11 protein-coding genes are annotated in these 26,055 nt (G+C 43.3%); 2 read left to right on the top strand and 9 right to left on the bottom strand.

The window, feature by feature from the left end:
• Positions 1-20: 20 nt before the first annotated feature.
• Together QE417_RS06465 and QE417_RS06460 are read right to left on the bottom strand one after the other, a co-directional pair.
• The gene (locus QE417_RS06465) at positions 21-2,882 is read right to left on the bottom strand and encodes a glycosyl hydrolase 115 family protein (protein ID WP_311948508.1); all 2,862 of its coding nucleotides are present in this window, start codon (positions 2,880-2,882) and stop codon (positions 21-23) included.
• A 102-nt stretch (positions 2,883-2,984) separates the two neighbouring features.
• Positions 2,985-4,925, bottom strand: a complete 1,941-nt coding sequence (locus QE417_RS06460; RefSeq protein WP_311948507.1) for a sialate O-acetylesterase — start codon at positions 4,923-4,925, stop codon at positions 2,985-2,987.
• Between the two features lie 96 nt (positions 4,926-5,021).
• Between QE417_RS06460 and QE417_RS06455 the strand changes: the two genes are divergently transcribed.
• Positions 5,022-6,128, top strand: a complete 1,107-nt coding sequence (locus QE417_RS06455; protein WP_311948504.1) for a glycoside hydrolase family 43 protein — start codon at positions 5,022-5,024, stop codon at positions 6,126-6,128.
• 120 nt (positions 6,129-6,248) lie between these two features.
• On the opposite strand, the gene QE417_RS06450 is transcribed toward QE417_RS06455, so the two are convergent.
• The 7 genes from QE417_RS06450 to QE417_RS06420 form a co-directional block, all read right to left on the bottom strand.
• Positions 6,249-7,403 (bottom strand): glycoside hydrolase family 88/105 protein, encoded by a 1,155-nt coding sequence (locus tag QE417_RS06450; protein WP_311948503.1) that lies wholly within the window; start codon positions 7,401-7,403, stop codon positions 6,249-6,251.
• A gap of 148 nt (positions 7,404-7,551) precedes the next feature.
• Entirely contained in the window at positions 7,552-8,403 is an 852-nt protein-coding gene (locus tag QE417_RS06445) for a glycoside hydrolase family 16 protein (protein WP_311948501.1), read from the bottom strand.
• 259 nt (positions 8,404-8,662) lie between these two features.
• Entirely contained in the window at positions 8,663-10,483 is a 1,821-nt protein-coding gene (locus tag QE417_RS06440) for a RagB/SusD family nutrient uptake outer membrane protein (RefSeq protein ID WP_311948498.1), read from the bottom strand.
• Positions 10,484-10,504: 21 nt separating this feature from the next.
• Positions 10,505-13,657: a SusC/RagA family TonB-linked outer membrane protein gene (locus QE417_RS06435; protein WP_311948496.1), complete on the bottom strand. Its 3,153-nt coding sequence runs from the start codon at positions 13,655-13,657 to the stop codon at positions 10,505-10,507.
• Between the two features lie 36 nt (positions 13,658-13,693).
• The gene (locus QE417_RS06430; protein WP_311948493.1) at positions 13,694-15,433 is read right to left on the bottom strand and encodes a RagB/SusD family nutrient uptake outer membrane protein; all 1,740 of its coding nucleotides are present in this window, start codon (positions 15,431-15,433) and stop codon (positions 13,694-13,696) included.
• Between the two features lie 13 nt (positions 15,434-15,446).
• Positions 15,447-18,488: a SusC/RagA family TonB-linked outer membrane protein gene (locus QE417_RS06425; RefSeq protein WP_311948490.1), complete on the bottom strand. Its 3,042-nt coding sequence runs from the start codon at positions 18,486-18,488 to the stop codon at positions 15,447-15,449.
• A gap of 271 nt (positions 18,489-18,759) precedes the next feature.
• On the bottom strand, positions 18,760-22,854 hold the full coding sequence (locus QE417_RS06420) for a hybrid sensor histidine kinase/response regulator transcription factor (protein ID WP_311948488.1): 4,095 nt from the start codon (positions 22,852-22,854) through the stop codon (positions 18,760-18,762).
• A gap of 314 nt (positions 22,855-23,168) precedes the next feature.
• Between QE417_RS06420 and QE417_RS06415 the strand changes: the two genes are divergently transcribed.
• On the top strand, positions 23,169-25,985 hold the full coding sequence (locus QE417_RS06415; protein WP_311948487.1) for an FAD-binding and (Fe-S)-binding domain-containing protein: 2,817 nt from the start codon (positions 23,169-23,171) through the stop codon (positions 25,983-25,985).
• Positions 25,986-26,055: the final 70 nt, after the last annotated feature.

Raw genomic sequence — 26,055 nt, 5'->3', positions numbered from 1 at the left:
TTCATAGCATAAATATAGCCTTATAAATTCTGGCTCTCTGGCGGACCTAAATATGAAGGCTGTAAACCGTTATTAATATTCAATATCATACGCTGTAGAACCACTGCGGGGCTAACCATCCAAAACTTTACGGTATGCACTCCGGGCTTTTGAATATTATGTTTAGACTTTTGGATGATAATATTCTCCGACACGGCTTTGTTCCATACCCTGGGTGATGAATCGGCATTCAGATGAAAAATTTGTGGTTTTTCATCGTCGATGGATACCGCATATTGCAGCTTTTTGCTACCGCTGAAATCAATAGTAGGAGACAGGTAAGCGTTTAATTCTATCAATCCAGTATCGGCCAAATTAACCATATACTCTAAATACGGGCTATTACCGCCCGGCGTTTGGAGCGGTGCGGTAACAGGCGTTGGTGTTACAGCCGAGGAGGTACGACCATGATCGGGAAGGCTAAGCCACTTAATGGTTGATGAACTGATGGCTTTGCTATAATGGTGGGCATCAATGGCAATGTAGCCATTACTTTGTACAAACCCCTGGGTAGGGACTTGGGCAAATGCTTTATCCGACTGTGCTTTTACTGTAATATCTCCACCTTCCGATCCTTTAAGCCGGATAGTTTCATTCCAGGCCGATGCCGGGGCTTTAGCCCAATCAACCGAAACTTCGATGCGTTGTTGCATATCAACTGTGCCTTGTGCCGGCGTAATTTTAAGCCATGGTACGGATGGTGTGGCTTTAAAAGTAAATGGTTGGGCACCACGATTAAAAATCTCTATGTAATAGCTTTTTGGCCCGTATTTGCTAAATGCCGGAAGTGCAGGGTGCGTTGCCGACAATGGCCACCAGTTACCCGAACCCTCTACCGATAAGCACATAAATGCTTTTTCGGGCACTTTAATTTCTTTAACATCGGGTATCTTATTAACTGGTGGTTGCTGCCAATAGGTATAACTGATGTGGGTTTGATCCATCATATGGTTCCATTTGCCATTAGCTAATTGGGTGTTATAGTATTTCGAAATTTCTGCATCACGGGCAAACAGTGCTTTTACTTTAGCAGCCTTATCATTAGCAGCCGCCCTGCCCTGGTTAGCGTACCAGAGGTTCAGGTTAGTTTCATAATACATTTCGTTAAGATTGGCACAAGCCTGTATGGGGTGTAAAACCAATTGATAATAAGCATCCCTATACGTTTGAGGAATTTGCTCATTTAACTTCTCCGCTTGTTTTTTCAGGTTATTGTAATCAGTAACCACGCGCTCAAATTCCCTGTAATTGGTTAGGCTGTACGTATCAGTATTTAATAATTCGGGCTTGCGCCGGCCATTGTATTTGGTATAGAGAGATAACATACTGGCAATCTCGACCGAGTGCTTTTCGCCAAATTGTTGCGCAGCCCATTGCCGGGTATATTCCTGTAAACAGTTGGCCGGCAGCTTTTCGGGGTTCCAGGCATAATCTAAAAAAAATGAAATGGGAAATTCCATTGGTTTTAAATCGCCAACGTTTACTATCCATAACTGGCGTGCGTTGTGCTCATAGGCCAGGTGCATTTGCTCCCATACCTTAGCAATTGGGTTGGTATTTAACCATTTATAATTTCGCGGACCGCCCACGTAATCAAAGTGGTAGTAAATACCAAAGCCGCCTTTGCGTGGCTTTTCGCCCGGTTGGGGCAGTTTGCGTATGTTGCCCCAGTTATCGTCGCACAGCAGCAGGGTTACATCATCGGGTACGCGCATACCTTTATCGTAATAATCCTGTACTTCTTTGTACAGGGCCCAAACCTGGGGTGTTTGTTCGGCTGGCTTTTGGGTTACATCTGCTATGATTTTGCGCTGGTCGGCTACAATTTTTTCAAGCAGGGAAATATTGGTGCCCTGTTCCATGGCCATGTCCCCGTCGCCGCGCATGCCTATGGTTACCAAGGTCTCGGCATTGCCCATGCCTTCGATGCCTTTACGCCAAAAATCGCGTAAAACCTCGCCATTAGTATTGTAGTTCCAGTCGCCTTTGCCAAATTGTTTCCATTCCTGCTGGGCGCGGTCCATGGGCTCATGGTGCGATGTGCCCATTACAATACCATATTCATCGGCAGTGGCACGGTTTGCCGGATCGTCGGTATTAAAGGCATTTCCCCACATAGCAGGCCAAAGGTAATTGCCTTTCAGGCGAAGAATAAGCTCGAACATTTTAGCGTACATTTTGCTGTTAAAACCTCCGAATTTCTCCTTGGTCCACCCCGAAAATGCCGGCGCTTCATCATTAATAAATATACCGCGGTATTTTACGGCCGGTTCGCCCATGGTATGGCGTCCGGGCAATACGTGTAGATTCTTTTGTTGCTTAGCCGGTACATCAGCCCACCAATACCAGGGCGATACTCCAATTTGCGCCGAAAGATCATAAATACCATAAATAGTTCCGCGTTTATCGCTACCGGCTATAACAAGTGCTTGTTCAACACCCGGCATGGGGTGTTGAACTGTTTGCAACAAAAATGTTTCCCATTTACCTGCAATACCGCTTACATTCAGTTTTTTGTTTTTAATAAGCTGATCAATAACCGGGCTTTTGCCAATGGTGCCAATAATTACAACCTGTTTTGAACCCGATGCATTGCTGAGCAATTGCGGAGAGGATTGAGTAACTGCCTTAACATCAGTCTGTAAATCTTTTACAGCACGTATAACACCCGGATAGTCGGCATTACTTACCCAAAGCGGAGCCACCCTGCCCGCCGCCGCCAAAGGGAAAGTACCCGGTACCTTTTTAGCAGATATATATGTGTTGCTATTCTGGGCATTGCTATGTGATGCTGCTATAAGCGTGATGATTAATGCTGCAAGACAGTTAAGTATCTTCTTCATAATTGAAGTTTATAGTATTGGGTACGCTTTAAAGCTAACTGCCGGACCGTAGGCTTTTGGAGGCAGAGACCTGGCAGTTTTTATTTCGATAAGTTAATTTGATTATAAACCATCAGTACGGAATGGTGATGCAGGCAAACCCTCTATATTGTAAAGGTTAGCTCCATCAGGGTTATCGGCCCATGCATAACGTACAAATTTGGGCTGGATAATTTTATCGTTAGATACAATTACCGTATTGCCCTCAATGCGTGCATCGGCCCAAATAAATCTTTTATCATCACCGGCAATAGCAAAATACCTGAGCTTGCCACCGCCTTTAGCTACCAGGCCACTGCCCGTATTGCTAAAAGTAAGTATGATCTCGCGGTCGTTAATTTTTGATGAAAGCAGGATAGGGCCAGAGCTGACAATTTTTTGTTCGCCGTATGCTACTTTCTCTGCAGCAATGGCAAGGCGTTCGCCTACTGTTTTTTTATCGAGCGGATGTATATCATTCCATTCGCCGGCATCAATGGTTACGGCCATGCCGGTGGCGGGCATGCTAAGCGCTTTTGCCTGTGCTTCGCGCATTTCGGCCCATTGGCTGCTTGAGGGCAGGTATTGCTCCTCCATAAAGTTAGGTAGTTGAGCGTATATAAACGGCAGTTTATCATCTTTCCATTTACTGCGCCAGTTGGTAATTAATGTTTTTAGCAGTAAGTCATATTCCTGTGGTTTGCCGGCATTTGTTTCGCCCTGGTACCATACAAAGCCTTTTATGCCATAATTAATTGCCGGGGCAACCATGGTGTTGTATAAGCCGGTAGGCTCATCCTGTGCCGAAAACGGTTTGTAGTTGCTGTAAGCCGGGGTAAATGCCTGTCCAACTTTATACTGCCAATTGCCGCGCAGGTCAATAGTATCTTTGCCAAAGGCTAAAGCATATGTTTTATCGGGCACAAAGCCACCCTTACCCGAGTAATTGATTACACGTACCGTTATCACATTTTTGCCCGCATGCAGGAGTTTTTTATCCTGCGGCAAAGGATAAATGCGGGGCGGGTATTGATATGTAATATTGCCAACCTTTTTGCCATTTATATAGGTTTCATCGGCATCAATAATTCGGCCTACAAACAAGGTAGCCGGTTTTTGCGCTAACTCTGCCGGTATATCAACTTCTTTTCTGAACCATACTATGCCATTTAAATTCCTGATGCCCTGGTCGGCCCAATATCCGGGTAGCCAAAAGGGCTTCCAGTTTTCAGGTTTATAGTTTACATCAAACCAGGGTAATGCGCCGTTAAGCCCTTCATCAGTTTTTGAGGTAACCGGGTTAGGATTTTCAGGGGGCTTAATGCTTTTAATACTATCCAAATAACGGGTGTTGTGTAATTGCTCAAGCCGGGATGCATACGCCGGAATTTGTTTAATTCCATCATCGCTTATCCAGGCTTGTGCCGGTGTGCCACCCACGCTGGAGTTTATAATGCCAATAGGCACCCGGTACTTTTGATAAATTTTTTTAGCAAAAAACCATGAGGTAGCCCCAAATGATAATACCTGCTGCGGTGTTGCCGCTAACCATTTTCCCGGCGGGAGGTCATCATATATTTTGCTTACGTCAGATACCGTTGGAATAAAGAAATTACGTATCTGAGGATAATCAGCTGATTTAATTTCATCAGGGAAACGCTCCTTTACCCGGCTCACGAGCAATGCCATATTTGATTGGCCGGAGCAAAACCATACATCGCCAATTAAAATATCGTTCAGCGTTATGTGGTTACTTGCATTAATAGTGAGCGTGTACGGACCGCCTGCTTTCAGGGCCTTGGCTTGTATGGTCCACTTGCCATCAGTACCGGTAATGGTGCGGTAGGTTTTACCGGCAAATTTCAGGGTTACTTTCTCGCCGGTTTGCGCCCATCCCCATAAGTTAATGGGTTTATTACGCTGTAAAACCATACCATCGCTTATTAGCTGTGGTAAACGTACCTGTGCCACTGCCAACGAATGGCAAATGAGCAGGCAGGGGAGGGCCTTGAAAAATTTATGCATAATACTGGTTAGTAATTGTTGTAAACATAGCAAAGATATGTATATATTGCAATCGATTGTAAAAATCAGATTAAACCACTTAAAAACCTATATTTTATGATATTAAAAACATCCGGAAAGTTGATGCTGGCTACAGTAACCATGGCCGCATTTGTATCATCGTGTCAGCAAAAAAGCGCTAAGCAAGTTAATAGCGAAACCGAAAGTAAAGTGGATAGCGGCAAAAAGGAATATCTTTCGCAGCCGTTGATCAGCTCTATTTACACGGCCGATCCATCAGCTCATGTATTTAATGGAAAAATTTATATCTATCCCTCGCACGACGTAGAATCGGGTATAAAAGAGAATGATAACGGGGACCATTTTAATATGCGGGATTATCACATCCTGTCGATGGATAGTATTGGCGGCAAGGTAACCGATCATGGCGTGGCGCTTGATATTAAAGATATTCCGTGGGCCGGTCGTCAGCTATGGGCACCTGATGTGGCTTTTAAAGATGGTACCTATTACCTGTATTTTCCATTAAAAGATAAAAACGATGTTTTTGCAATAGGGGTGGCTACTTCTAAAAACCCTGCGGGGCCTTTTAAAGCCGAGCCTAAACCTATACCGGGCAGCTTTAGTATTGACCCAGCTGTGTTTACCGATGATGACGGCAGCACTTATATGTATTTTGGCGGTATATGGGGTGGTCAGCTACAACGCTGGAAAGAGGGTAAATATGATGCCAATGGTTCGAAAACCGATTTACAACGGGATGATGCACCCGCCCTGAATTGTAAAGTAGCCAAGCTTAAACCAAACATGAAAGAGTTTGACGGAGCGGTTAAAGATGCTGCAATTATTGACAGTGCTGGCAAACCAATTTTGGGAAAAGACCATAATCGCCGTTTTTTTGAGGGATCGTGGATGCACAAGTTTAACGGCAAATATTTCTTTACTTATTCAACCGGTGATACCCATTTACTTGCCTATGCCATAGGTGACAAACCTATAGGTCCGTTTGTTTATGCCGGTACTTTTATGCAACCGGTAGAGGGCTGGACAACGCACCATTCTATTATTGAGATTAAAGGCAAATGGTACATTTTTTATCACGACACTCAACTGTCGGGCAAAACTCATTTGCGTAATGTTAAGGTAACTGAGCTTAACCACACCCCTGATGGAAAAATTGAGATGATATACCCCAATAAATAATTGAATGGTTATTTAAGAGGTTAAACTCAAATAATTTTATCAACTGAAAAGAGTTGTTTTAAACGTATTGAATGGCACACCGCCATACATAAGTTTAGAGCAACTCTTTTTTATGTTTAATTATTTACGCTTTTTCAAAAATTTCACCTCCTCGCAAGCTGCCAGCAAATAAACGCCTACACCAAAATTATAGGTTGAGTTTGCATCAACTATTTGCCCCGGTATGGCTTTTTCGCCAATGGGTTGAATGTAGCCTACTTTACCATCGGGTTGCAGGGCAACCGTACTAAGATACTTCCACGATTTTTTTACAACAGGTTCATAAGTTGCCCTATCGAGTAGTCCGTTGTTTATTCCCCATAAAATGCCATAGGAAAATAGTGCGGTGCCACTGGTTTCGGGGCCGGGGGCTTGCTGTGGGTCAAACATGCTTCGTGTCCAGTAACCTTCGGGCTGTTGGCAGGCTGCTACAGCTTTAGCCATTTTTTTAAATTTATCTACATATCCGGCGCGGTGTTTATCAGTTTTTGGTAATTCGGCTAATACTTTGGCATAAGCAGCAAGTGCCCAGCCATCGCCACGTGCCCAAAAATCTTTGCGGCCATTATTGGTTTTGTGTTGAGGATATAAATACTTCTTATCTCTGTAATACAGGTTTTCATTGCTATCGTACATCACACTATCAGTTGATTGTACATAGTTGTGCATTTTTTCGAGATACAGCGGGTTACGGGTTATATTATAAAGTTTGGTCATGGTGGGCATAACCATGTACAAGGCATCAACCCAAAACCAGTAATCGTTTTTTGGGGTTTGCATTTGGTATTCCATCACCTCGCGGGCGCGTTTAATTTTAATGGACTGCGGTGCTAAGTTGTAAAGATCGGCATAGGTTTGAAAGCATATTTGCCAGTCGCCAAACAATACATGCTGATCCGTTTCGCCATAATTACTGAGCCATTTGCTGCGGTCGTTTGATTTTGCGCCTTTCCATTCATTATGTTCGGCCCAGGCAATAGAGTAGTTCAGGTAGGCTTTATCTTTAGTTAGTTTATAGGCTTCCATGTTGCCCGTATGGTAAACGGCGTTATCCCAAAACGGACGACCATGTTCGGGGTGCCCGGCCTGCCAGTAACGGTTTACTTTATGTATGATATTCACAACCTCTTGAGCCGATTGCGTGGAATTAGCTTTTTTTTGCGCTGCGCATAAGCTTGATATAGTTATGGTTAAAAATGTTGTTATAACTGCAGCTTTATAGGGTAGATGTTTCATGCAATCTTTTTTATTAGTTAGATGGGAAGGGGAAAAAGGTGTCAGTTTGATTTAAGTTGGGCAGCCGCATATGGCGATGGTAAGATGAAAACTTCACTACTTATTGCTTTGAGTCAAAGGTTTTCCCAACTTAAATATCATTCTCAGCTTAATTTTTTTGTATTTTTTGGTACACGCGTACGTAATCAATCTCGTACTTTCTGGGGAAACTGGTTTTCGACGGGTCGCCGCCATTATCTCCACCTAAGGCCAGGTTAATTAAAATATAATGTGGCTGCTTGAAAGGATTGGGCGGATTCCCGTTAGCATTATTTAGCTCATCTAACGATACTTTGGTGAGCAAAAGGTCGTCAACAAAGAGGCTTATTTGCTGCTCATCCCAATCCATTCGCCATACATGGAATTTGCTGCTCCACTGTTTATCGGCAAAGCTTGAAATTTGTTTGGTATTGCTGAACCACTTGGCCTTGTAGCGGGTTAAGGTGCCGCAGGCTATATTGGCCAAAATTTTCTCCTGGTAATACTCCATAATGTCAATTTCGCCGCATGAGGGCCATTGGCCGTTTACACCTAAAGTCCAGAAGGCAGGCCATAAGCCAACGGCGGTATCGATCCTGGCTTTCATTTCAAAGCGGCCATATTGCCATGATTGTAGTCCCGATGTTTTTAAACTGGCCGAGGTATATCCTTTAGTAGACCTTGCTTTACGCCAGTCTTTTGAACCTTGTTCATAATTAGGATTAGCGGTTGTATCGCGCCGGGCTTCAATAATTAGTTTTCCGTTTTTACAAACGGCATTTTCCTGGGTGATGTACCATTGTAGTTCATTATTTCTTACAAATCCTTTTTCATAGGTCCAGTTTTTAGGATTGGGAGCACCGGGCGTGTTAAACTCGTCGCTCCATACCAGTTTGTAACCGTTGTTTTTTGATTGAGCATTTACCACAGCAGGGAAAATAGTAGTAACCAGTAGAATGGACAATAGATTTGTTTTTAGCATATAGATGAGCATAATAATATGATATATCACCCTTACAAATGGAATATTCAATGCTTTAAACTGAATAAAGCAGGTATGTTGCAAATAAGGCCAAAATAAAGTAACGCAAAGGGGGCTAAATGATAAAATACAGGGGCTAATTTGATGGTAATAGCTTTGTGACAAATGCTCAAATTATACCATATAAAGTTCCCCGATAGCCGCCTAACAGGCAGACTATCAAGGGAACAAAAGGCTGTTACTGAATATTCACACTTAGTTACCAGCCCGGGTTTTGAATCATAGAAGGCATTTTTCTTATCTCTTCGTCCATAATTGGCCACAAATACATTTCGGGCCTGAAAACGTGCTGACGGATGTTGTTTTCGATTTGATAAGTGAATGTTAAGCCAACACCAGTAGTAAGCGAACCGGCCGAACCTACACGTATAGGGTGCATAACGCGGTTGTATCCGTTTGCAGTGCCATTATACAATGTCATAGCAATTTTCCAGCGGCGTATGTCATGATAACGCTGGTCTTCAAATGCCAGTTCAATACGGCGTTCGTTTTGGATGAAGGCACGCATTTCGGTTTGGTTCATATTGGGGTTCATGCCGTAGTTGTTATCTGCACCAGGCTGTATACCGGCACGCTCACGTAATTCACGCAACTTAGGATAGGCAAGGGCTGTATTGCCGGTTTCATTTATAGCTTCGGCATAATTCAGTAAAATTTCGGCGTAGCGCATGAGCGGCCAGTTACGTTGCGGATTGGCACCCACGCTGTTGGTCACCGTACTATCTAACATCTTGCGTGAGAAATAGCCAGTATTTCCACCCGACGAAAAAGCATCACCGTTGGAACCAGTACCGGTAAATGTCCATACAAAATCTTGTACGTTGGCATTGCTTTGATACCGGCTACCGTTAAAAATAATGCTGTAATTAAAACGAGGGTCGCGTTTTACATAGGGGTTAGCAGGGTCATAGCCGGATGTAGGATCGGTAATGGCTTTGCCGTTGTTCATCGGGAAAGCATCAACCAGGTTTTGGGTTGGACGCGAATAGTTTTGACCGCTGCGTGTGCCCGGCAGGTAGTACAGTTCAAAATCTTTATTATTAGGACGACTTACCATAAAAATGTACTCGCGGCTTGCCCTTGTTAAAAATACTTCGTAAAAGCCATAGCCCGGTTTTACGGTATTATTTAGATTTAGCGCATAGTAACCGCTGTTAATAACAGCCTCTGCAGCGGTAGCAGCAGTTTGCCAGCGGCTAACATTATACTCAGGGTAACTAACAATGGCTTTTTGCTGTGCTGTTGCCGAGGCCAGTGCCCCGCCGTTGAATAAGGGGCTTGCTGCGTACAACAACAAGCGCGATTTAAGGCCCATAGCAGTGCCCTTGGTAACGCGGCCAAAATCAAGATCCTGGTAACCGGCAGGAGGGGCTGCGTTGGGTGCAGGAAGCAGTAGTGCTGCCTGGTCAAGCTCTGTGCTCAAATAACTTACAAGTTCGGCAAAGTTTTGACGTGGCAGATCGAGGAAATCTTCAATCCCATAAACATTATCGCCTACATTGGGTACACCGCCGTATACAATTAATAATTGCAGATAATACCAGGCACGTAAACAACGGGCTTCGCCACGCATACGGTTTTTGGTAGCGTTTGATAATGGAGACCTGTCAATATTTTTTAATAATACGTTACAACGGCGTATGTTACGATAGGGGGTAGCCCATACCTCGGTGGCTTTGGGGTTAGCTCCGTAATTGGCCGCCGAAAGCGTTCCCTGGTATAGCATTACCGATGGGCGTGTGGCCGAACTTAAAGAGTATTCAGAGTCATCTACCGAGGTTTCCCAGTTACCGTGTGTTTCCCAACGGCGTTTGTTAAATGCAAACCCTACGCCGGCATAGCTGGCATCGTTGTAAGTACCCTCGGCATATATACCGTTTAAAAATTGTATGGTGCGCAAACTATCGGTAAAGGTTTGGGCTTCATCCAAAGGGGTTGTGGTATTTGCCAAAAAACCGCCCTCTTTACTGCATGCCGCCAAAACCATGCAGGTTCCTATTATGATGATTAAACTTCTCATGTTAATGTTGTTATAAAATGTTTAAAATGTGGCCGATACACCAAAGTTGAAAATTCGCTGTGGTGGATAATTTGCCCTGTCGGTACCACTTGATCCGGTTGAACCCTGCCCAATTTCGGGGTCGAGCTGATACAGGCTGCTTAGCTTGGTCCACGTGAGCAGGTTATAGCCATTTGAGTAAACTTTAATAGATTTCATGTGAAGTTTAGCTACAAAGCTTTGAGGAAGCGTGTATCCAACTTCAGCTGTTTTCAGGCGGATGTAATCGCCCGGTATCATCCAAAAAGTTGACGGGTTAGCTCTTGAGTCGCTAATGCCAGGAATGAATGATAATAGCGGGAATTTGGCATTATTTCCTAATTCAGGTGTCCAGGCTTGTTGATGGATGGCCATAAAATTAGAGCCAAACGGTTGTATAGCCTCGGCAACGCCCCGAACGTTAAAGTTCATTGCTCCCTGGAAAAATGCCCCGATATTGAAGTTTTTGTAACGTACCGAAAGGTTTATACCACCGGTAGTATTAGGAATGTTAGGATCGCCCTGTACTTTGGTGTCAAACCCGTTAATTACACCATCGCCATTCAGGTCGGCGTATTTAAGATCTCCGGGGCGTACAGCCTGCCCTGGTTTGGCACTGTTAGCAATATCATTAGCATCCTGGTAAAAACCTATCCAGGTGTATACACGCTGTGTGTTAATTGCTTTGCCGGTGTAAGCCTGATATTCGTTCGCATATGTAGGTTCATCTGCAAATACGATTTTGTTTTTGGCAATTGAGTAGGTGCCTTTAACAGAGTAGCTAAGGTCTTTACCCACTTTGCCGTTATAATTTAGCTCAACCTCAATACCCTTATTATTTACCTTACCCAGGTTTACCGGTGGTAGTGTTTGACCAAATGTGAGCGATACTGAACCAAAACGAGGGTCGGCCCGGCCGCTACGGTCGGTTAAAATATCGTAACGATTGTTGTTAAAGTAGTCGATGGTTGCAGTAAGTTTATTTTTAAAGAAACCCATTTCCAGACCTAAGTCAAACTTCTTTTCGTTTTCCCAGCCAACCTCAAGATTGCCTAAGGTTCCTTCGTAAATACCATTGGAAGTGTTGGGATTTGGGTTACCAAAAAAGACCTGGTTGCCAGATGATGTATAAATTTGCTGGTAGTAGTAACTGAAATTTCCTCCCAGCTTATCATTACCAGTTAAACCATACGAGCCTCTCAATTTAAACAGGCTTACCACACCAAAATTCTTCTTGAAAAATTCTTCTTCGCTTATGTTCCAACCGGCCGATACGGCAGGGAAGAAGCCGAAGCGTTTGCTTTCCGAAAAACGATCAGACCCATTGTACGAGCCGTTCACCTCAAAAAGGTAGCGTTGCTTAAAGTCATAGGTAAAACGGCCTACATAGCTTCTGAACTTGCTTGGAATAAAGTTGTAAGTACTGGCGGAGTTTGCACGCGTATCAGACTGTTGCATAAACAAGGCCATACCTGATACGTGGTGGTAACCAAAGCTTCTATCATAATTAAGTGATGCCTGTGTAGTTAACACACGAATGGTGCTACCGTTGTTTGAGCCGCGTATAAGCCTGCGCACCCTAAAGGTATTGGCATTGCGTGGTTCGTAAGTGTTGGCTGTTGGGTTATAAATAAACGACGGAAATTCGCCACCGCTCATGCTCACGTTGGGGTTGTTATAGTTTGAGGCATATGATAAAACGCCTTTTAATGATAGCCCGGGTGTGATAAAATTAAGCTTTTGGGTAATATTACTTACCAGGTTCATATTGTTTTCAAATGTTCGGTTGTAACCCAGGTAGGTTAAACGGCCCACAATATTGTTTGCATCGTATACAGTGCCACCGGTGCCGGGGCTGCGTTGCCATGCGCTGTAGCCCAACGAGCCATCGGGGTTGTAAATAGGATATGCCCAGGGTGCCAGTGTCCAAATACTACCATAATCGGCAAACACATCGTTCCAGCCGTTAGGACTGCCTACCTGTGGCGTATTAATGGTGCTGATGTTTCCCGAAAGGTCGAGGCGGAGATCAGTAGTTTTGGTGATCTTTATGTCGAGGTTTGAACGGTAGTTATACCTCTCGTTAAAGTAGTTGTTATTTATACCTTGTTTGCTGCCAAAATCTTTAACCATACCATCCTGGTTAAGGTAGCCGGCCGAAAGGAAGTACCTCACATTTTGAGTACCGCCGGTAATATCAAAATTGCCACGCAGCTGCCTGCTGAATTTTTTAAATAACTCATCTTTCCAGTTTACATCCGGGTGTCCGTAAGGGTCGGTATGGTCGCGGTAAGCAGCAAGGTCGGCATCAGTAAAGAAAGGTGTTTGGTTGTCATTCTTGCGGCCCTGGTTGTACAAAACTGCGGCATCATAAGCATTTAAAAACTTAGGAAATATGGTTGGTTGTTGTATGCTGGTTTCGCCGCGGAAGGTGATTTGCGGAGCACCAATTTTACCCCTGCGCGTGGTAACTATAATTACACCGTTTGCACCCCGTACACCAAACACGGCAGTGGCCGAAGCATCCTTTAAAACCGTTACCGATTCAATTTCATTAGGATCGAGCCTCGAAAATTGCTCAAGCGTGTACTCAATATCATCAACATAAATAGTGGGAGAGTTATTACCGGTATTAAATGAACTTACCCCACGTATGTAAAAGTTGGCGCCATCGGCTCCGGGCCTGCCCGATACCTGCTGTGAGAAAAAGCCCGGTAATTTTCCGGCCATGGTATTTTGAATACTGGCCGCCGGGTTTTGCCGCAAATCTTCGCCCGATACCGAGCTTATAGCACCCGTACTGGTGAGTTTACGTTGTTTGCCAAAACCCACTACCACCACTTCAGACAAGCCTTGCGACGATTCTTTGAGGTTAATGCTGATGCTTTGGCGGTTACCCATATTTACCTCGCGGGAGGTAAAGCCTACCATTGATATAATCAGAATCTTGTCGGTACCCTTAAAGGTAAGGGTAAAGCGCCCCAACGCGTTTGACTGTACAGAATTATCGGTACGGCCCTTTTCGGTTATAGTGGCTCCGGCTATGGGGGCGCCGGTGGTATCGGCCACCGAACCCGACACCGTTTTATTTTGTGCCATTGCCGCGGTACTGCACAGGCAGCAAAGAGCAATGAGCCATTTTATGATATTTTTCATTGTGATCTTTCTTAAATTTTGAATACTGCTACTTTACTACCAACCCTCGTTTTGTATAAGTGCCGGGTTTTTGAGTATCTCGTCAAACGGAATAGGCATGTGATACAGCTTATCTCTCCAAACCGGGGTGAGTACGTTAAACGATTGGAATGTTGGTGTGGCTGCATTGGTAATGCTTACTCCGGTAAGGGCTTGCGTCATTACCTGCGGGGCGGTTTTCCAGCGGCGTATATCCCAAAAGCGTTGTTCTTCAAAAGCAAACTCAATTCGGCGCTCGTTCATAATTAGCGTACGCAGGTTAGCTTGGCTAATACCTGCCGGTATGCCAAATCGGTTGTTTGGTCCGGCGGCTAAACCTGCCCTGCGCCTTATGGCTATTACCTGTTGTACAGCAGCTTCGGTTTGGCCGGTTTCGTTAAGAGCCTCGGCATTATTTAATACTATTTCGGCATACCTGAAAATAGGGAAGTTATGGCTGGTGTTAGAATAAGTATTTCCTGTAGTAAAGTTGCCCAAGAACTTACGCAGATAGTAGCCCGTGCGGGTTTGTACCGGTGATACGGCTGTGTTGTTAGGCTTATCGGCACCACCTTCGTAAAGTTGCACTGCGCGGCCAAGCCAGGTCGAACCATTGAAAAATACAGTTGCAGCTAAGCGTGGGTCGCGGTTGGCATATGGCGTACTTGGGTTGTAACCCGAACCGGCATCAGTAATATTGGCACCGTTAAGCATGGGGAAGGCATCAACCAAGTTTTGGGTTGGGCTGGTAAGCCCCTGGCTTTTGGTGTTAGAGGCAATGTAGCCAACCGGTGATTGACCGTTCTCTAAACCAATACTGTTGGCACTTTGCTTGGCAAAAATTATCTCGGTAGACATTTTGTTGGTGAAAACTGAAGTAAATGCCGTGGGCGTACCTGTTGATACCAATGCATAATATCCTAAAGCCTGAAACTCGGTGCAGGCATTAACAACGGCCTGCCAGCGGGTTGGGTCGGCAGTGGGATAGCCGGTGAGTGATTTTTTTACAGGGTCGGTTTCAAAACCGCCACCATTATACAGCGGACTTGCGGCATACAGCAGCACCCGGCATTTAAGAGCTACCGCAGCACCTTTTGATACCCGTCCAAAATCTGAAGTTGAAACCGGGTCGGGGCGCATGTTGGCTTTAATAGCATCACACTCGCTAACAATATAATTAACTACCTCGGCAAATGTATTGCGTGGCAGGTTAATGTTATCGTCGAGGCCGTATACCTTATCGCCCAGTAAGGGTACACCACCATAGCGTTTCAGCAGTTCCCAATAAAAGTAGGCGCGTAAAAAGCGGGCTTCGGTAATCCAGTATTGTTTGGTTTGTGCAAGCACAGGCACCTGGCCTATATTGGCCAAAAAGGTGTTGGCGCGGCGTATACCATAATAACTGTTGCCGTAAAAAGTAAGTCCGGTTCCATTGCCCGGGTTTTCTTCGGGGTTGTTTTGAGCGGTAATGGTACCACGGGTAAAATATTCAACGGGGCGGTTATATGTTGACGGTAATGCATCATCAGTTCCGGCATCTAAAAAGTCGCCGCCTATGCGGGTAAAACCATCGGGTATATAAGTATATATATTGTTGAGCACATAACCGGCAACAATGCCGTTTTTGTCGGCTGCATCAAAGGCCATATCCTGGCCAAACCAGTCTTTTGGCTCTTCTTCATATTTGCGGCATGAGTTTGCCGTAACCATCAGCAAACCTAATCCTAAAGAAATTATCGAGTAAAAGTTCTTTTTCATACAGGTGAGGTTTTTAAAATTTAACATTTATGCCAAGGTTGTAAAGTTTCAACACCGGGAAACCACCCGCAAACGACTCGGGCGAAAGACCATCGAGCTGTGATGAAGATGACGTGAACAGGTTGTAACCGTTGGCAAATACTCTAAGTGAGCTTAAACCTATTTTACCCACTAAAGCAGTTGGCAGTTTGTAGCCTATCTCCACGTTTTTAAGGCGGAAATAATCGCCGCTGCGAACCCAGAAAGATGATGGGGCATCATTATTAATGTTGGCACCGTAGCTTAACCTTGGGTAAGTAGCATTGGCTGCATTTTGAGGTGTCCAACGGTTAAGGTTGTGCTCATAGGCCTGACCTGTACCGTTGTTTTGGAATGCCCAGTAGCTGTTGCCGCTCAGGTATACATTACGGTTTTCAACACCCTGAAAAAGTGCGCTTATATCGAACCCTTTAAAGCTGGCACCTAATGATACGCCATAGTACAGAAGCGGTTTGGTAGTGCCAATTGCCGTAACATCGTTTTGGTCAATTATGCCATCGCGGTTAAGATCGCGGTACTTGATATCGCCGGGTTGGGCCTGGTAGCCTGCCGTGGTGGCACTGCTGTTAACCTCGGCCTGGCTTTGGAATAAGCCATCGGCAAGGTAACCAAAACGCTGATCAACAGGTTGGCCGGTTTGGTACATCCATGGGTAAGGCTTGCGCACTTCATCAAAATATAAAACTTTGCTGTTTACCGTTGATGCATTTATGGCAACAAAGTACTGCAACTTATTTACCGTTTGCTGCCAGCTAAGCTGCCCTTCCCAACCAAAGTATCGGATTTTGCCAATGTTTTCATTAGGGTAAACATTGCCCAGCAACGGGCTGTTATCGCCTCTCTGCATCATCAGGTCGTAAAACTTGTTGTTAAAATATTCTACGCTGAACGATAGACGGTTGTCCAGCACCGCTCCGCTAACACCAATGTTTAATTTATTTACTTTCTCAAAAGTTACGTTTGGATTGGCTAACGTCCACTCGGTAACCGAGGTTACCGTACCTGCACCAGTACCAAAGTAAGGCGATGGCCCGTCAAAATAACGTGGGTAATACATAAAGTATCCGGCATTATCCCAACCGTTGGTACCATAAGTTGCAAATAGTTTTAAACGGCTAATGGCACTTAAAGGCTTCATGAAGCTTTCCTTCTCCATATTCCAACCCAAACCAAAAGCCGGGAAGAAGCCAAGTTTAGTATTGCCTGCAGGAGGGTACCGGTTTGATCCGTTTAAGCCAAAAGCAGCTTCGGCCATGTATTTGCCATCGTAATTATAGGCCAATCGGCCTGATACGCCCATAATGGTGTATGGAAGGGCCTGTGCATCATTGGCATCAGTAGTATTATCACGGTTGGCTAATACCAGTAAGTTAATGCCATGGCGGTCAATGCTGCGGTCGTATCCTATCGAAAACTCTTCGTAATCCATACGGCCCTGGTAGGCAATACCATTGCTGTTGCCCTGTGTTCCGTTGGTGCCAAATTGCGCGTAAGCGTTGCCTGTTTGCTGAAATACGGCAAATGATTTGCTACGGTTAATATCTTCGGCCAGGGTTGAGTTGTAAGCAACCTTACCTTTCATCCATAAACCTTTTAATAAATCGCTTAGGTCTTGTTTAAGGTAGAGGTTTACCAATACATCTCTAAAAAACCTTTGGCGGTAGCCCGAACCTATGGTTTGGGCCAATAAATTATTTTGGAATAGCTGCGTACCGCCGAATGAATTGTTTGCATTAAGCAGGGGATAAGCATTGGCAGGAGTGTTTAACAGGTTTGATATTATGGTACCTGAACTTACACCCGGCTCGTTTGTGTTTTGTATACGGCCAAGCAAATACAAACCGCCCGAAAGCTTGTTGGTAATGTTTAAATCAACGTTTGAGCGGATCACATAACTCTTGAAATTATTATTGGTATTGTATGTGTTTGAATCAACAGTGGTGAAAAATCCTCCCTGGTTTACATGCTCCATTGATACAAAATACCTGGCCGATTTGTTGCCGCCGCTTGCGCTGAAGGTGTAACGGTTAAATTGAGCGGTGTTTTTTGTTATAGCTCTGCGGTAATCAACATTAGGGTAGTTGATCGGGTCGGAGTTGTTGCGATAGGCATCTAAAGCGGTTTGGTTATAGTATAGCCCGGAGTTTGCCGGTACGCCATCGTTTTTAAGTGCCTCGTTACGTAAGGTTGCGTAATTGTATGCATTAAGTGGTTTTGACCAGGTTAAAGGCTGCTGCACAGCTGTTTGAGCACTGAAAGATAACTGTTGCTTGTTGGCGCTACCTTTTTTAGTAGTAACTACAATTGCGCCGCGTGAACCACGCGCACCCAGCATGGCGGTTGCCAAGGCATCTTTCAATACCGTCACCGATTCAATTTCTTCCAAATCGAAGGTGGTAAGACTGGTAACTACACCATCAATAATAATAACCGGGCTTTGGCCTCTTAATGAAAGTGTGGCCCCATCGGCACCAGCCAAACCTGATGTTTGCAAGGTATATAATCCCGCTAAACGCCCCGTAACAGCATTACGGAAACTGGTAACCGGCGATTTCATAATATCGGCATTATAAACGGCATCGGTTGAAGATATATTAAGGTTTTTGGGTACGGTATTATAAATTTGTTGTACTACTGATGATTGTGCCAAAGGCAAAGTACGATTGTCAATATCAAGCGTAATGGCAAATTGTTGCTCGGTGTTTAAAACATACTTAAACGGCTTGAAACCCATGGCGGTAACAATAATGGTATCGCCCGTGCTTGCAGTAAGTTCAAAATATCCCTTTTGATTGGTGTTACGGGTAAGGTTTTTTCCGGATACGGTTACGAGTGCGCCGGGTAGCGGAATGCTTTGATCGTCAAATACAGTTCCCTGGTAAAGTTTTTCTTCGGTTTTAGCTAACCGGTTACGTACCCCGTTCCATTTTTTGCCCGGAGAGGCGGTTGCTATGGTAGCGGATAGTAAAATCCATACCCATCCCCATAGCATTGCGGGTTTAAGCAATAATCTCATAATTAGTGAATAAATTGGTTTGTTTTTCAACTAAGTACCGCCTTGAAGCAACACGACATTGGTTAATGTCATATAAATGACGGGGCTTAATTGGTAAACGAATGTACATAGCTGCACATAGTACCCGTAGGGGGGCAATTCATATATTTAGGGGGTATGATTCGATTAATACTCAAATATCTCTTGAAAAGGCAATATTTTATGGGGTGATATATAGATATAAAACCCAAATCAAGAAAGTTGGTGTACAATAATAAGGGTGAATGAAGCGTTAATCAATTGCCTTAAACCTGGAATCTTTAGTATTGAGTTTATATGATTTTTGGAAAGCACTGCGGTGCCTTTTAATAAACTCCGATGGGTTTAGGTTAAATTGCTTGTTAAAGTGTTCCCTGAAATATTTCATGTCACTATACCCAACCCTAAACGCAGCTTCATTTACATTGCAGTTGGTGTTAATGAGTATTTCCGCAGCCTTACGCAGGCGTACAAAACGTATAAAGCCATTAATAGAGTAGCCGGTAATCGTTTTTACACGTTTATACAGGTTAGAGTGGCTCATGCCAAGCTTGTCGGCAATTACATTTATTTCAAAGGCAGGATCGTTTAATGAGTTTTCTATTACTTCAATGCAGCGGTATAAAAAGTCTTTATGCTCGTTTGAAAGGTTTTGGCTTTTGCCTTTGAGGGTAACTTCGTTGTAAAAGTAATTCTGAAGTTCTTTTTTGTTCTTCATAATTCCTCTTACCCGGGCTACAAGCAGTTCTTTATCAAATGGTTTGCTAATAAAGTCAACAGCGCCTTCTTCAAGGCCCTTAATTCGCAGGTCGGGGGCTGTTTCGCCAGTTAATAAAATGATAGGGATATGGCTTGTTGCCGAATCGCTCTTAACCATCTGGCATAAATCCAAACCATTTATGCCCGGCATCACAATATCGCAAATAATAATATCGGGCAGGTGCTTACGTATCATCTCTAAACCTGCATTACCATTGTCGGCCTGGTAAACCGTAAATTCAAGCGAAAATATTTGCCTTATATAGTTACTTATCTCGGTATTATCATCAATTACCAGTATGGTTTGCTTTTCCGAAATCAGCAGTTCAAGTTGGCCTGCTTCTGTTTGTGGTGTACTGTTGTGAAAATCATCAGGGTCAATTATTTCAAAATTATGTTCAAGTAGCGGCTCATTTTCAATGGTAATGGCCGAATGATTAAGCTGATGCGAGTTTTTAGGTAAACTGAGCGTAAACACGGTACCACGTCCCTGCTGGCTGGTATAATCAATAGAGCCACCGTGGTTATCAATAAATGTTTTAACCAGATAAAGGCCTATGCCGAAGCCTGTTTTTAGCGAATTGCCATCTTTAACCTGGTAGTATTTCTCAAATAGTTTTTCGCCAATATCGGTACGTATGCCCACGCCACTATCGGCAATTTCAAAATATACCGAGGTTTGATCTTCTCTCAGGGTGAGCGCAATACTGCCACCCGAAGGGGTGAATTTTACTGCATTTGATATTAGGTTGAACAGGGCAATTTCCATCTTGGTTTTATCCAGATAAATGGGCATATCGGTTTCACCGGATGTAAAAGTGTAATCGATTTTTTTAAGCCTTGCTTGCTGAACAAAGCAACTGTATACCTCGCGGCAAAACTCATTAAAGTTTACTTTCGATAAAATGAGCTCGGTGTTCTCACTTTCGGTTTTACGGAACAAGAGTAAATGATCAACCAGTCCTAAAAGTCGGCGGGCATTTTTATAAACGGTGTTTAACTCGCCTGTAGGGTCGGTTTTTTGTTTCAGCAGGTCTTTAATAGGGTTTATGATAAGGGTCAGCGGTGTTCTGAACTCATGCGAAACATTGGTAAAAAATGATAGTTTACGCTCATTAGCCTCTTTTTCTTTCTCAATTTGCAAGTTGGCTATTAAAACCTCGTAGGTTAGTTTTAATTGTTTTTTACGATAGCTCCAGAATGCAGTTATTAAACCGGCTGCTGCCGCAACGTAAAATAAATATGCCCACCAGGTACGATACCAGGGGGGCATAACAATAAGCCTTATGATCAGGGGTCGGGTTTCCCAACCACCATCAGTATCGGTAGCTTTAATTTTTAAAAGATAACTTCCCTCGTTTAATCGGCTGTAATAAGCCGTGCGCAGTTTTCCAACAAAATTCCAGCCGTGGTCCCAGCCCTCAAGGTAGTAAGCGTAACTTATTTTTTCGGGGAATGAGTACTCAAGCGCTGTAAACCCAATTCCCAATGTAGCTTCGTTAAAAGGTATTTTTATTTCGGTTAAGCTATTAAGCGGTATGTTTTTAGCATAACGGGTTTCGGTGAGGGGTATATTGTTGATGGTGAAATCGGTTAGGCGAAGTTTGGGCTGCCTTACCGAGTTTTCTACACTATCCGGATTGAACACATTAAATCCTTTAATACCGCCGAATACCATATTACCCGAGCTTAAGGTTAGTGCCGAGTTATATAAAAACTGGTTGCTCTGCAATCCGTCCGAAACATAAAAATTCCTGAACTTACCGGTTACCGGGTCAAAACGCGAAAGGCCGTTGTGGGTGCTGCACCAAAGATTATTATGGCGGTCAACCAAAATATTGAGCACCGCGTTGCTCGATAGTCCGTTAACCTCGGTATAACGCTTGAAGGTTTTACTGGTGCGGTTAAAAAGTAAAAGCCCGCCACCTTCGGTGCCTACCCACAAATTGTGCTTGCCATCTTCAACAATGGCTCTTACCGGCTGGCCTATGTTATAATAATTGTGTTTTTTTTGCCATGGATCTATTTTAACCAGCCGGGTATAATCGCCTCCCCAAAGTGCGCCTGTGTGGTCTTCATACAAGGTGTGCATGTCAACCAGTTTATCATCTAAAAGGTTAAACCTGTCTTGCTGCTCATTATATAGGTAAACGCCGCCTCCCCAGGTGCTTGAAGCCCAAATGCGTTGTTTCGAGTCTTCAAACAGTTTCCAAAAGTTTTTCTCTTCAACCTTGTTGCCCGCTTTGTAGCAGGTGTAGTGTTTAAATTGTTGTTTATCCCGGTTAAAAACATCAATACCACCGTTAAATGTGGCCGTCCATATTTGGTTTTTATGATCTTTAATAATGCTCACCACATAATTACCGCTAACTGTTTTTTTGCCGGGTGTGTGGGCGTAAGTAGTAAATGTATTGTTCCGGGTGTTCCAGTAGTCCATACCATTACCATCGGTGCCAATCCAAAGGTTGTGGTTTTCATCTTCGCAAAAAGAGCGTATAAAGTTTCCCGATACACTGTTACGGTCATCCGCACTGTGCCGGTACAGCTTAAAGGCCGCTGTTTTGGGGTCGATAACATTTACACCACCCCTGAGTGTGGCAATCCATTTTCGATGCTCACTATCTTCAAAAATTCCTGCCACAGCCCCGCTTTGCAAACTGTTTGCCGCCTCGCCAAAAGGTATATGGCGCAGCAGCTGTTTTTTATCGTTCCAGATGTTAATGCCATTACCGTTTGTGGCTATCCACATTTCGCCATTGGCTGTTCTCATCAAACCCGATATGTTATTTGCGATCAGCTTTCTTTGTGGGTTTTCAAACGGGGTAATTTGTTGGGTTACATAATTATATATGTAAAGACCGTTATTGGCGCCCACCCAAATATGACCATCGGGTGCCGTGGTAAGACAGTTAGCCGATAAAATTTGGCTGTTTACAATACGACTATTACCATTTAGCGGGTTTGCTATGCCTAATCCTTTGCCGTTTGCAAAAAAGCACAGTTGATTATTTTGATCAAAAGTTATTGCCTGAACTTCAATTACACGATCAGCATTTTTGGTTAAAGTTACGCCTACACTATCACCTTCTGTAAATTTAAGTAATCCGCCTTCGTTAGTAGCCGCATAAACATGGCCTTTACCATCGGTAATCAACTGGTTAACGTTATAGTCAATTTTTTTTACTATACCGTTTTTTTTGAAGTACAATGAGTGAAACTTGAAATCTTTATAATCAAAACAAGCCAAACCTTTCTCAGTACCTATATAAATAAGATTACCGTGGGCAATTATCGACTTGACCTTGTTATTAATAAGCGAACGGTTATCGCCCCAAATGGTCCTGAAGGTTTTAAACTGGGTGCCATCGTAGCGGTTTAAGCCATCATAAGTTCCAATCCAAATAAAGCCATATTTATCCTGGGTTATACAGGTTGCTGAGTTATTGGAAAGCCCTTGTTCAATACCGAGATATTTGATAGATATTTCGTTTGATGATTTGGCAAAAGATGAACCCTGGCCTGTACAAAAAAATATGATTATACCCCATAATAATAGCAGAGATAGTTTGGCCGTAAAGTTTGAGATCATAATTGGTACCCAAATTTAACATTTTGCATTAGCGTTTAAAAATAATTAAAGTCTACTCAAATAAATATTCTTATGGCACGGTTTATAGTAAACATATGGAAAGCTTGTGAGTACTAATTTACTCGCAGCATTGATAGTTAATTGATGCTTTTGCAAGAGTGATGATAAATAATGGGATTTGATAGAAAATAAAAGCACGAAATCTCATCTTTACATTCATAAATATAACAATGTATTTAAGGCGTTAAAAGCTGTTGCATTGCCGGTAACTGTAATCCAATAGGATGCACAATACCTGATTTTATAATAACGTTATGAACTTAGCCCTCGAACTCGAATCGATATTCCCAAAAGACAGGATAAAATCATCACTAATAGACTTGGTTGCTTATGCAAGCGATGCCAGTTTTTACTACTTGCGGCCTAAAGTAGTTGTATTACCCATAACCGAGTCCGAAATATCACAATTGTTTATATTCTGTTGCGAGCATAACATATCCATGACTTTCAGGGCGGCTGGTACAAGCTTATCCGGCCAGGCTATAACTGATGGCATTTTGGTTGATTTGAGCAGGCATTGGCGGTCAATTTCTGTTGTTGATGCTGGCAGGAGTGTGAAGGTGCAGCCGGGAGTAATTGGAGCACATATTAATGCAACGCTAAAAAAATATCAAAAGAAAATAGGTCCCGACCCGGCAAGTATTAATTCGGCCATGATGGGCGGTATTATTTCAAACAACTCAAGTGGCATGTGTTGCGGGGTAAAGCATAATGCTTATCATACCGTAAAACATATCAAATTTATACTTCCAAACGGCAAGAAGTATTCAACCGAAATAGCAGCCGATTATCAGCGTTTCGAATCAGAATGCGCTCATATTTATCAAAACGTAATCTTATTACGTAACCATATTTTGGAAAGCGAAGAAGCGTCAAATCTCATCCGGAAAAAATATCTTACTAAAAACACGGTAGGATATTCGATGAATGCCTTTATTGATTATGAGCACCCGTTGGATATTATTGCACATTTATTAGTAGGGGCCGAGGGAACATTAGGGTTTATTGCAGAGGCCGTAATGCATACGGTGCCCGATTTTCCGTGCAAAGCAACATCATTACTGTTTTTCCAGGATATAGCCACGGCTTGCGGTGCGGTGTTGAGTTTGCAGGCATCAGGTGCTGAAGCTATTGAGTTGATGGATCGGGCCGCCTTACGGTCAATCGAAACAAAAGAGGGTATGCCGGTAATAATTGCACAATTGCCCCAAAGCGCGGCCGCTCTTTTGGTGGAGTATCAGGATTATGATTTTGACGCCATTGAAGCTAAGATCAACCAGTTTGAAAGCTTTATTGATGAATTTGCATTGTTGGATAAGCCCGTATTTACTACCAACCCTAAAGAGCAGGAAAAACTGTGGAAGGTACGTAAAGGAATGTTCCCATCGGTAGGAGCGGTGAGGGCCAGCGGAACATCGGTTATATTGGAAGATGTAGCGTTTCCGTTGAATTACCTTGGCGCGGCAATAGCTGATTTACAGGAACTATTTGAGGCTTATCATTATACCAACGCCATTATTTTTGGTCACGCAAAAGATGGCAATATTCACTTTGTAGTTACTCAGGCTTTTGAAACAGATGCTGAAATACAGCGTTATGATGCTTTTTTGAACGATGTGGTAAACCTGGTTTTAAAAAAATATAACGGGGCACTCAAAGCCGAACATGGTACTGGTCGTAACATGGCACCTTTTGTTGAAGCCGAGTGGGGAGGATTATTATACCAGGTTATGCAAAAGTTAAAAGATTTACTTGATCCGCATAATATATTAAACCCTGGTGTTATTATTAATAATGATGAAAAGGCACACATTAAAAATTTAAAGCAACTGCCACTGGTTGAGGAAGAGGTTGACCGTTGTATGGAATGCGGTTTTTGCGAACACAAGTGCCCCAGCCGCGATATTACCCTTACTCCCCGCAAACGCATTGTGGTAAGGCGCGAATTGTTGAATTTAAAGCGCGCAGGCGATAAACAAAACTACAAGCAACTTTTGCACGAGTACCAGTATAATGGCATGGATACCTGCGCCGTTGATGGTTTATGTGCTGAAGCTTGTCCGGTTGATATTAACACCGGCGATTTAATTAAACGTTTAAGGCGCGAAAATCATTCCAGCATAGCCAATAACATCGCATTGTTTACAGCCCGTAATTTTAAGTTAACCGTAAGCCTTACGCGCAGCGCATTAAAAGCCGGGCAGTTGGTAAACCGCTATTTTGGGCAGGGCACCATGAAACGTATAACCTCAGCAACCCGAAAAGTGATTTCGTCATTTCCGCTATGGTCAAACCAGCTTTCGGTTGCGCCAATCATCCCTAAGGTGAAAAATAAGCCTGATGCCAGCCAAAGTATAGTCTATTTTCCTACGTGTATATCAAGGGTGATGGGTGATGGTGCCGGGCAAAGGAATATAATGGATGTATTCTTATCAGTTTCGGCGAAGGCAGGAATAAACGTTGTGATTCCTGCCGGAATAAAAAGTTTGTGCTGCGGACAAATCTATTCATCAAAAGGCTTTAGCAACGCTAAAGAGTACACTATGAATAATGCCATTGAAGCCTTGTGGACAACTACCAACGAAGGCACTCACCCGGTAGTTTTAGATATAAGCTCCTGTACGCAAACATTGCTTACGTGCTACAATGCACTTTCTGATGCCAATAAGCTCAAGTATCGCCGTTTACAAATACTCGATTCGGTTGATTATTTAAATGATTTGGTTTTGCCACGGTTAACAATTATTAATAAACGAAATACAGTTACCCTACACCCGGTGTGTTCATTGCAAAAAATGAATGGAGCTAACGATAAGTTTTTAAAAATAGCACAGCAGTTGTCAGGTTATGTCGAAATTCCATTTCATACAGGTTGTTGTGGTATGGCTGGCGATCGTGGGTTTTTATTCCCTGAATTAACCGACTCGGCAACTAAATTGGAAGCAGCTGATGTTAAAGAGCATACATGTGACGGCTACTATTCGTCATCAAAAACATGTGAAATTGCCTTGTCGCAAGCCACAGGTAAAAATTATGAATCAATAATGTATTTGGTTGATGAGTGTTCTTAGGTTGTTATTCTATTGATATTCAAGTGAATGTGGTTTGTTTTTTTGATTTAAAGAAGTTTGAAAAATTATT

Source organism: Mucilaginibacter terrae, from assembly GCF_031951985.1.
GTDB classification, from domain to species: Bacteria; Bacteroidota; Bacteroidia; order Sphingobacteriales; family Sphingobacteriaceae; genus Mucilaginibacter; species Mucilaginibacter terrae_A.
Note: the sequence above shows the minus strand (reverse complement) of the source record. Positions and strands in the feature narration are given on the sequence as shown.

Excerpts from the sequence above, each read along its gene's own strand:
- QE417_RS06465 (WP_311948508.1), bottom strand. The coding sequence starts at position 2,882 with ATGAAGAAGATACTTAACTGTCTTGCAGCATTAATCATCACGCTTATA.
- QE417_RS06460 (WP_311948507.1), bottom strand. The coding sequence starts at position 4,925 with ATGCATAAATTTTTCAAGGCCCTCCCCTGCCTGCTCATTTGCCATTCG.
- QE417_RS06455 (WP_311948504.1), top strand. The coding sequence starts at position 5,022 with ATGATATTAAAAACATCCGGAAAGTTGATGCTGGCTACAGTAACCATG.
- QE417_RS06450 (WP_311948503.1), bottom strand. The coding sequence starts at position 7,403 with ATGAAACATCTACCCTATAAAGCTGCAGTTATAACAACATTTTTAACC.
- QE417_RS06445 (WP_311948501.1), bottom strand. The coding sequence starts at position 8,403 with ATGCTAAAAACAAATCTATTGTCCATTCTACTGGTTACTACTATTTTC.
- QE417_RS06440 (WP_311948498.1), bottom strand. The coding sequence starts at position 10,483 with ATGAGAAGTTTAATCATCATAATAGGAACCTGCATGGTTTTGGCGGCA.
- QE417_RS06435 (WP_311948496.1), bottom strand. The coding sequence starts at position 13,657 with ATGAAAAATATCATAAAATGGCTCATTGCTCTTTGCTGCCTGTGCAGT.
- QE417_RS06430 (WP_311948493.1), bottom strand. The coding sequence starts at position 15,433 with ATGAAAAAGAACTTTTACTCGATAATTTCTTTAGGATTAGGTTTGCTG.
- QE417_RS06425 (WP_311948490.1), bottom strand. The coding sequence starts at position 18,488 with ATGAGATTATTGCTTAAACCCGCAATGCTATGGGGATGGGTATGGATT.
- QE417_RS06420 (WP_311948488.1), bottom strand. The coding sequence starts at position 22,854 with ATGATCTCAAACTTTACGGCCAAACTATCTCTGCTATTATTATGGGGT.
- QE417_RS06415 (WP_311948487.1), top strand. The coding sequence starts at position 23,169 with ATGAACTTAGCCCTCGAACTCGAATCGATATTCCCAAAAGACAGGATA.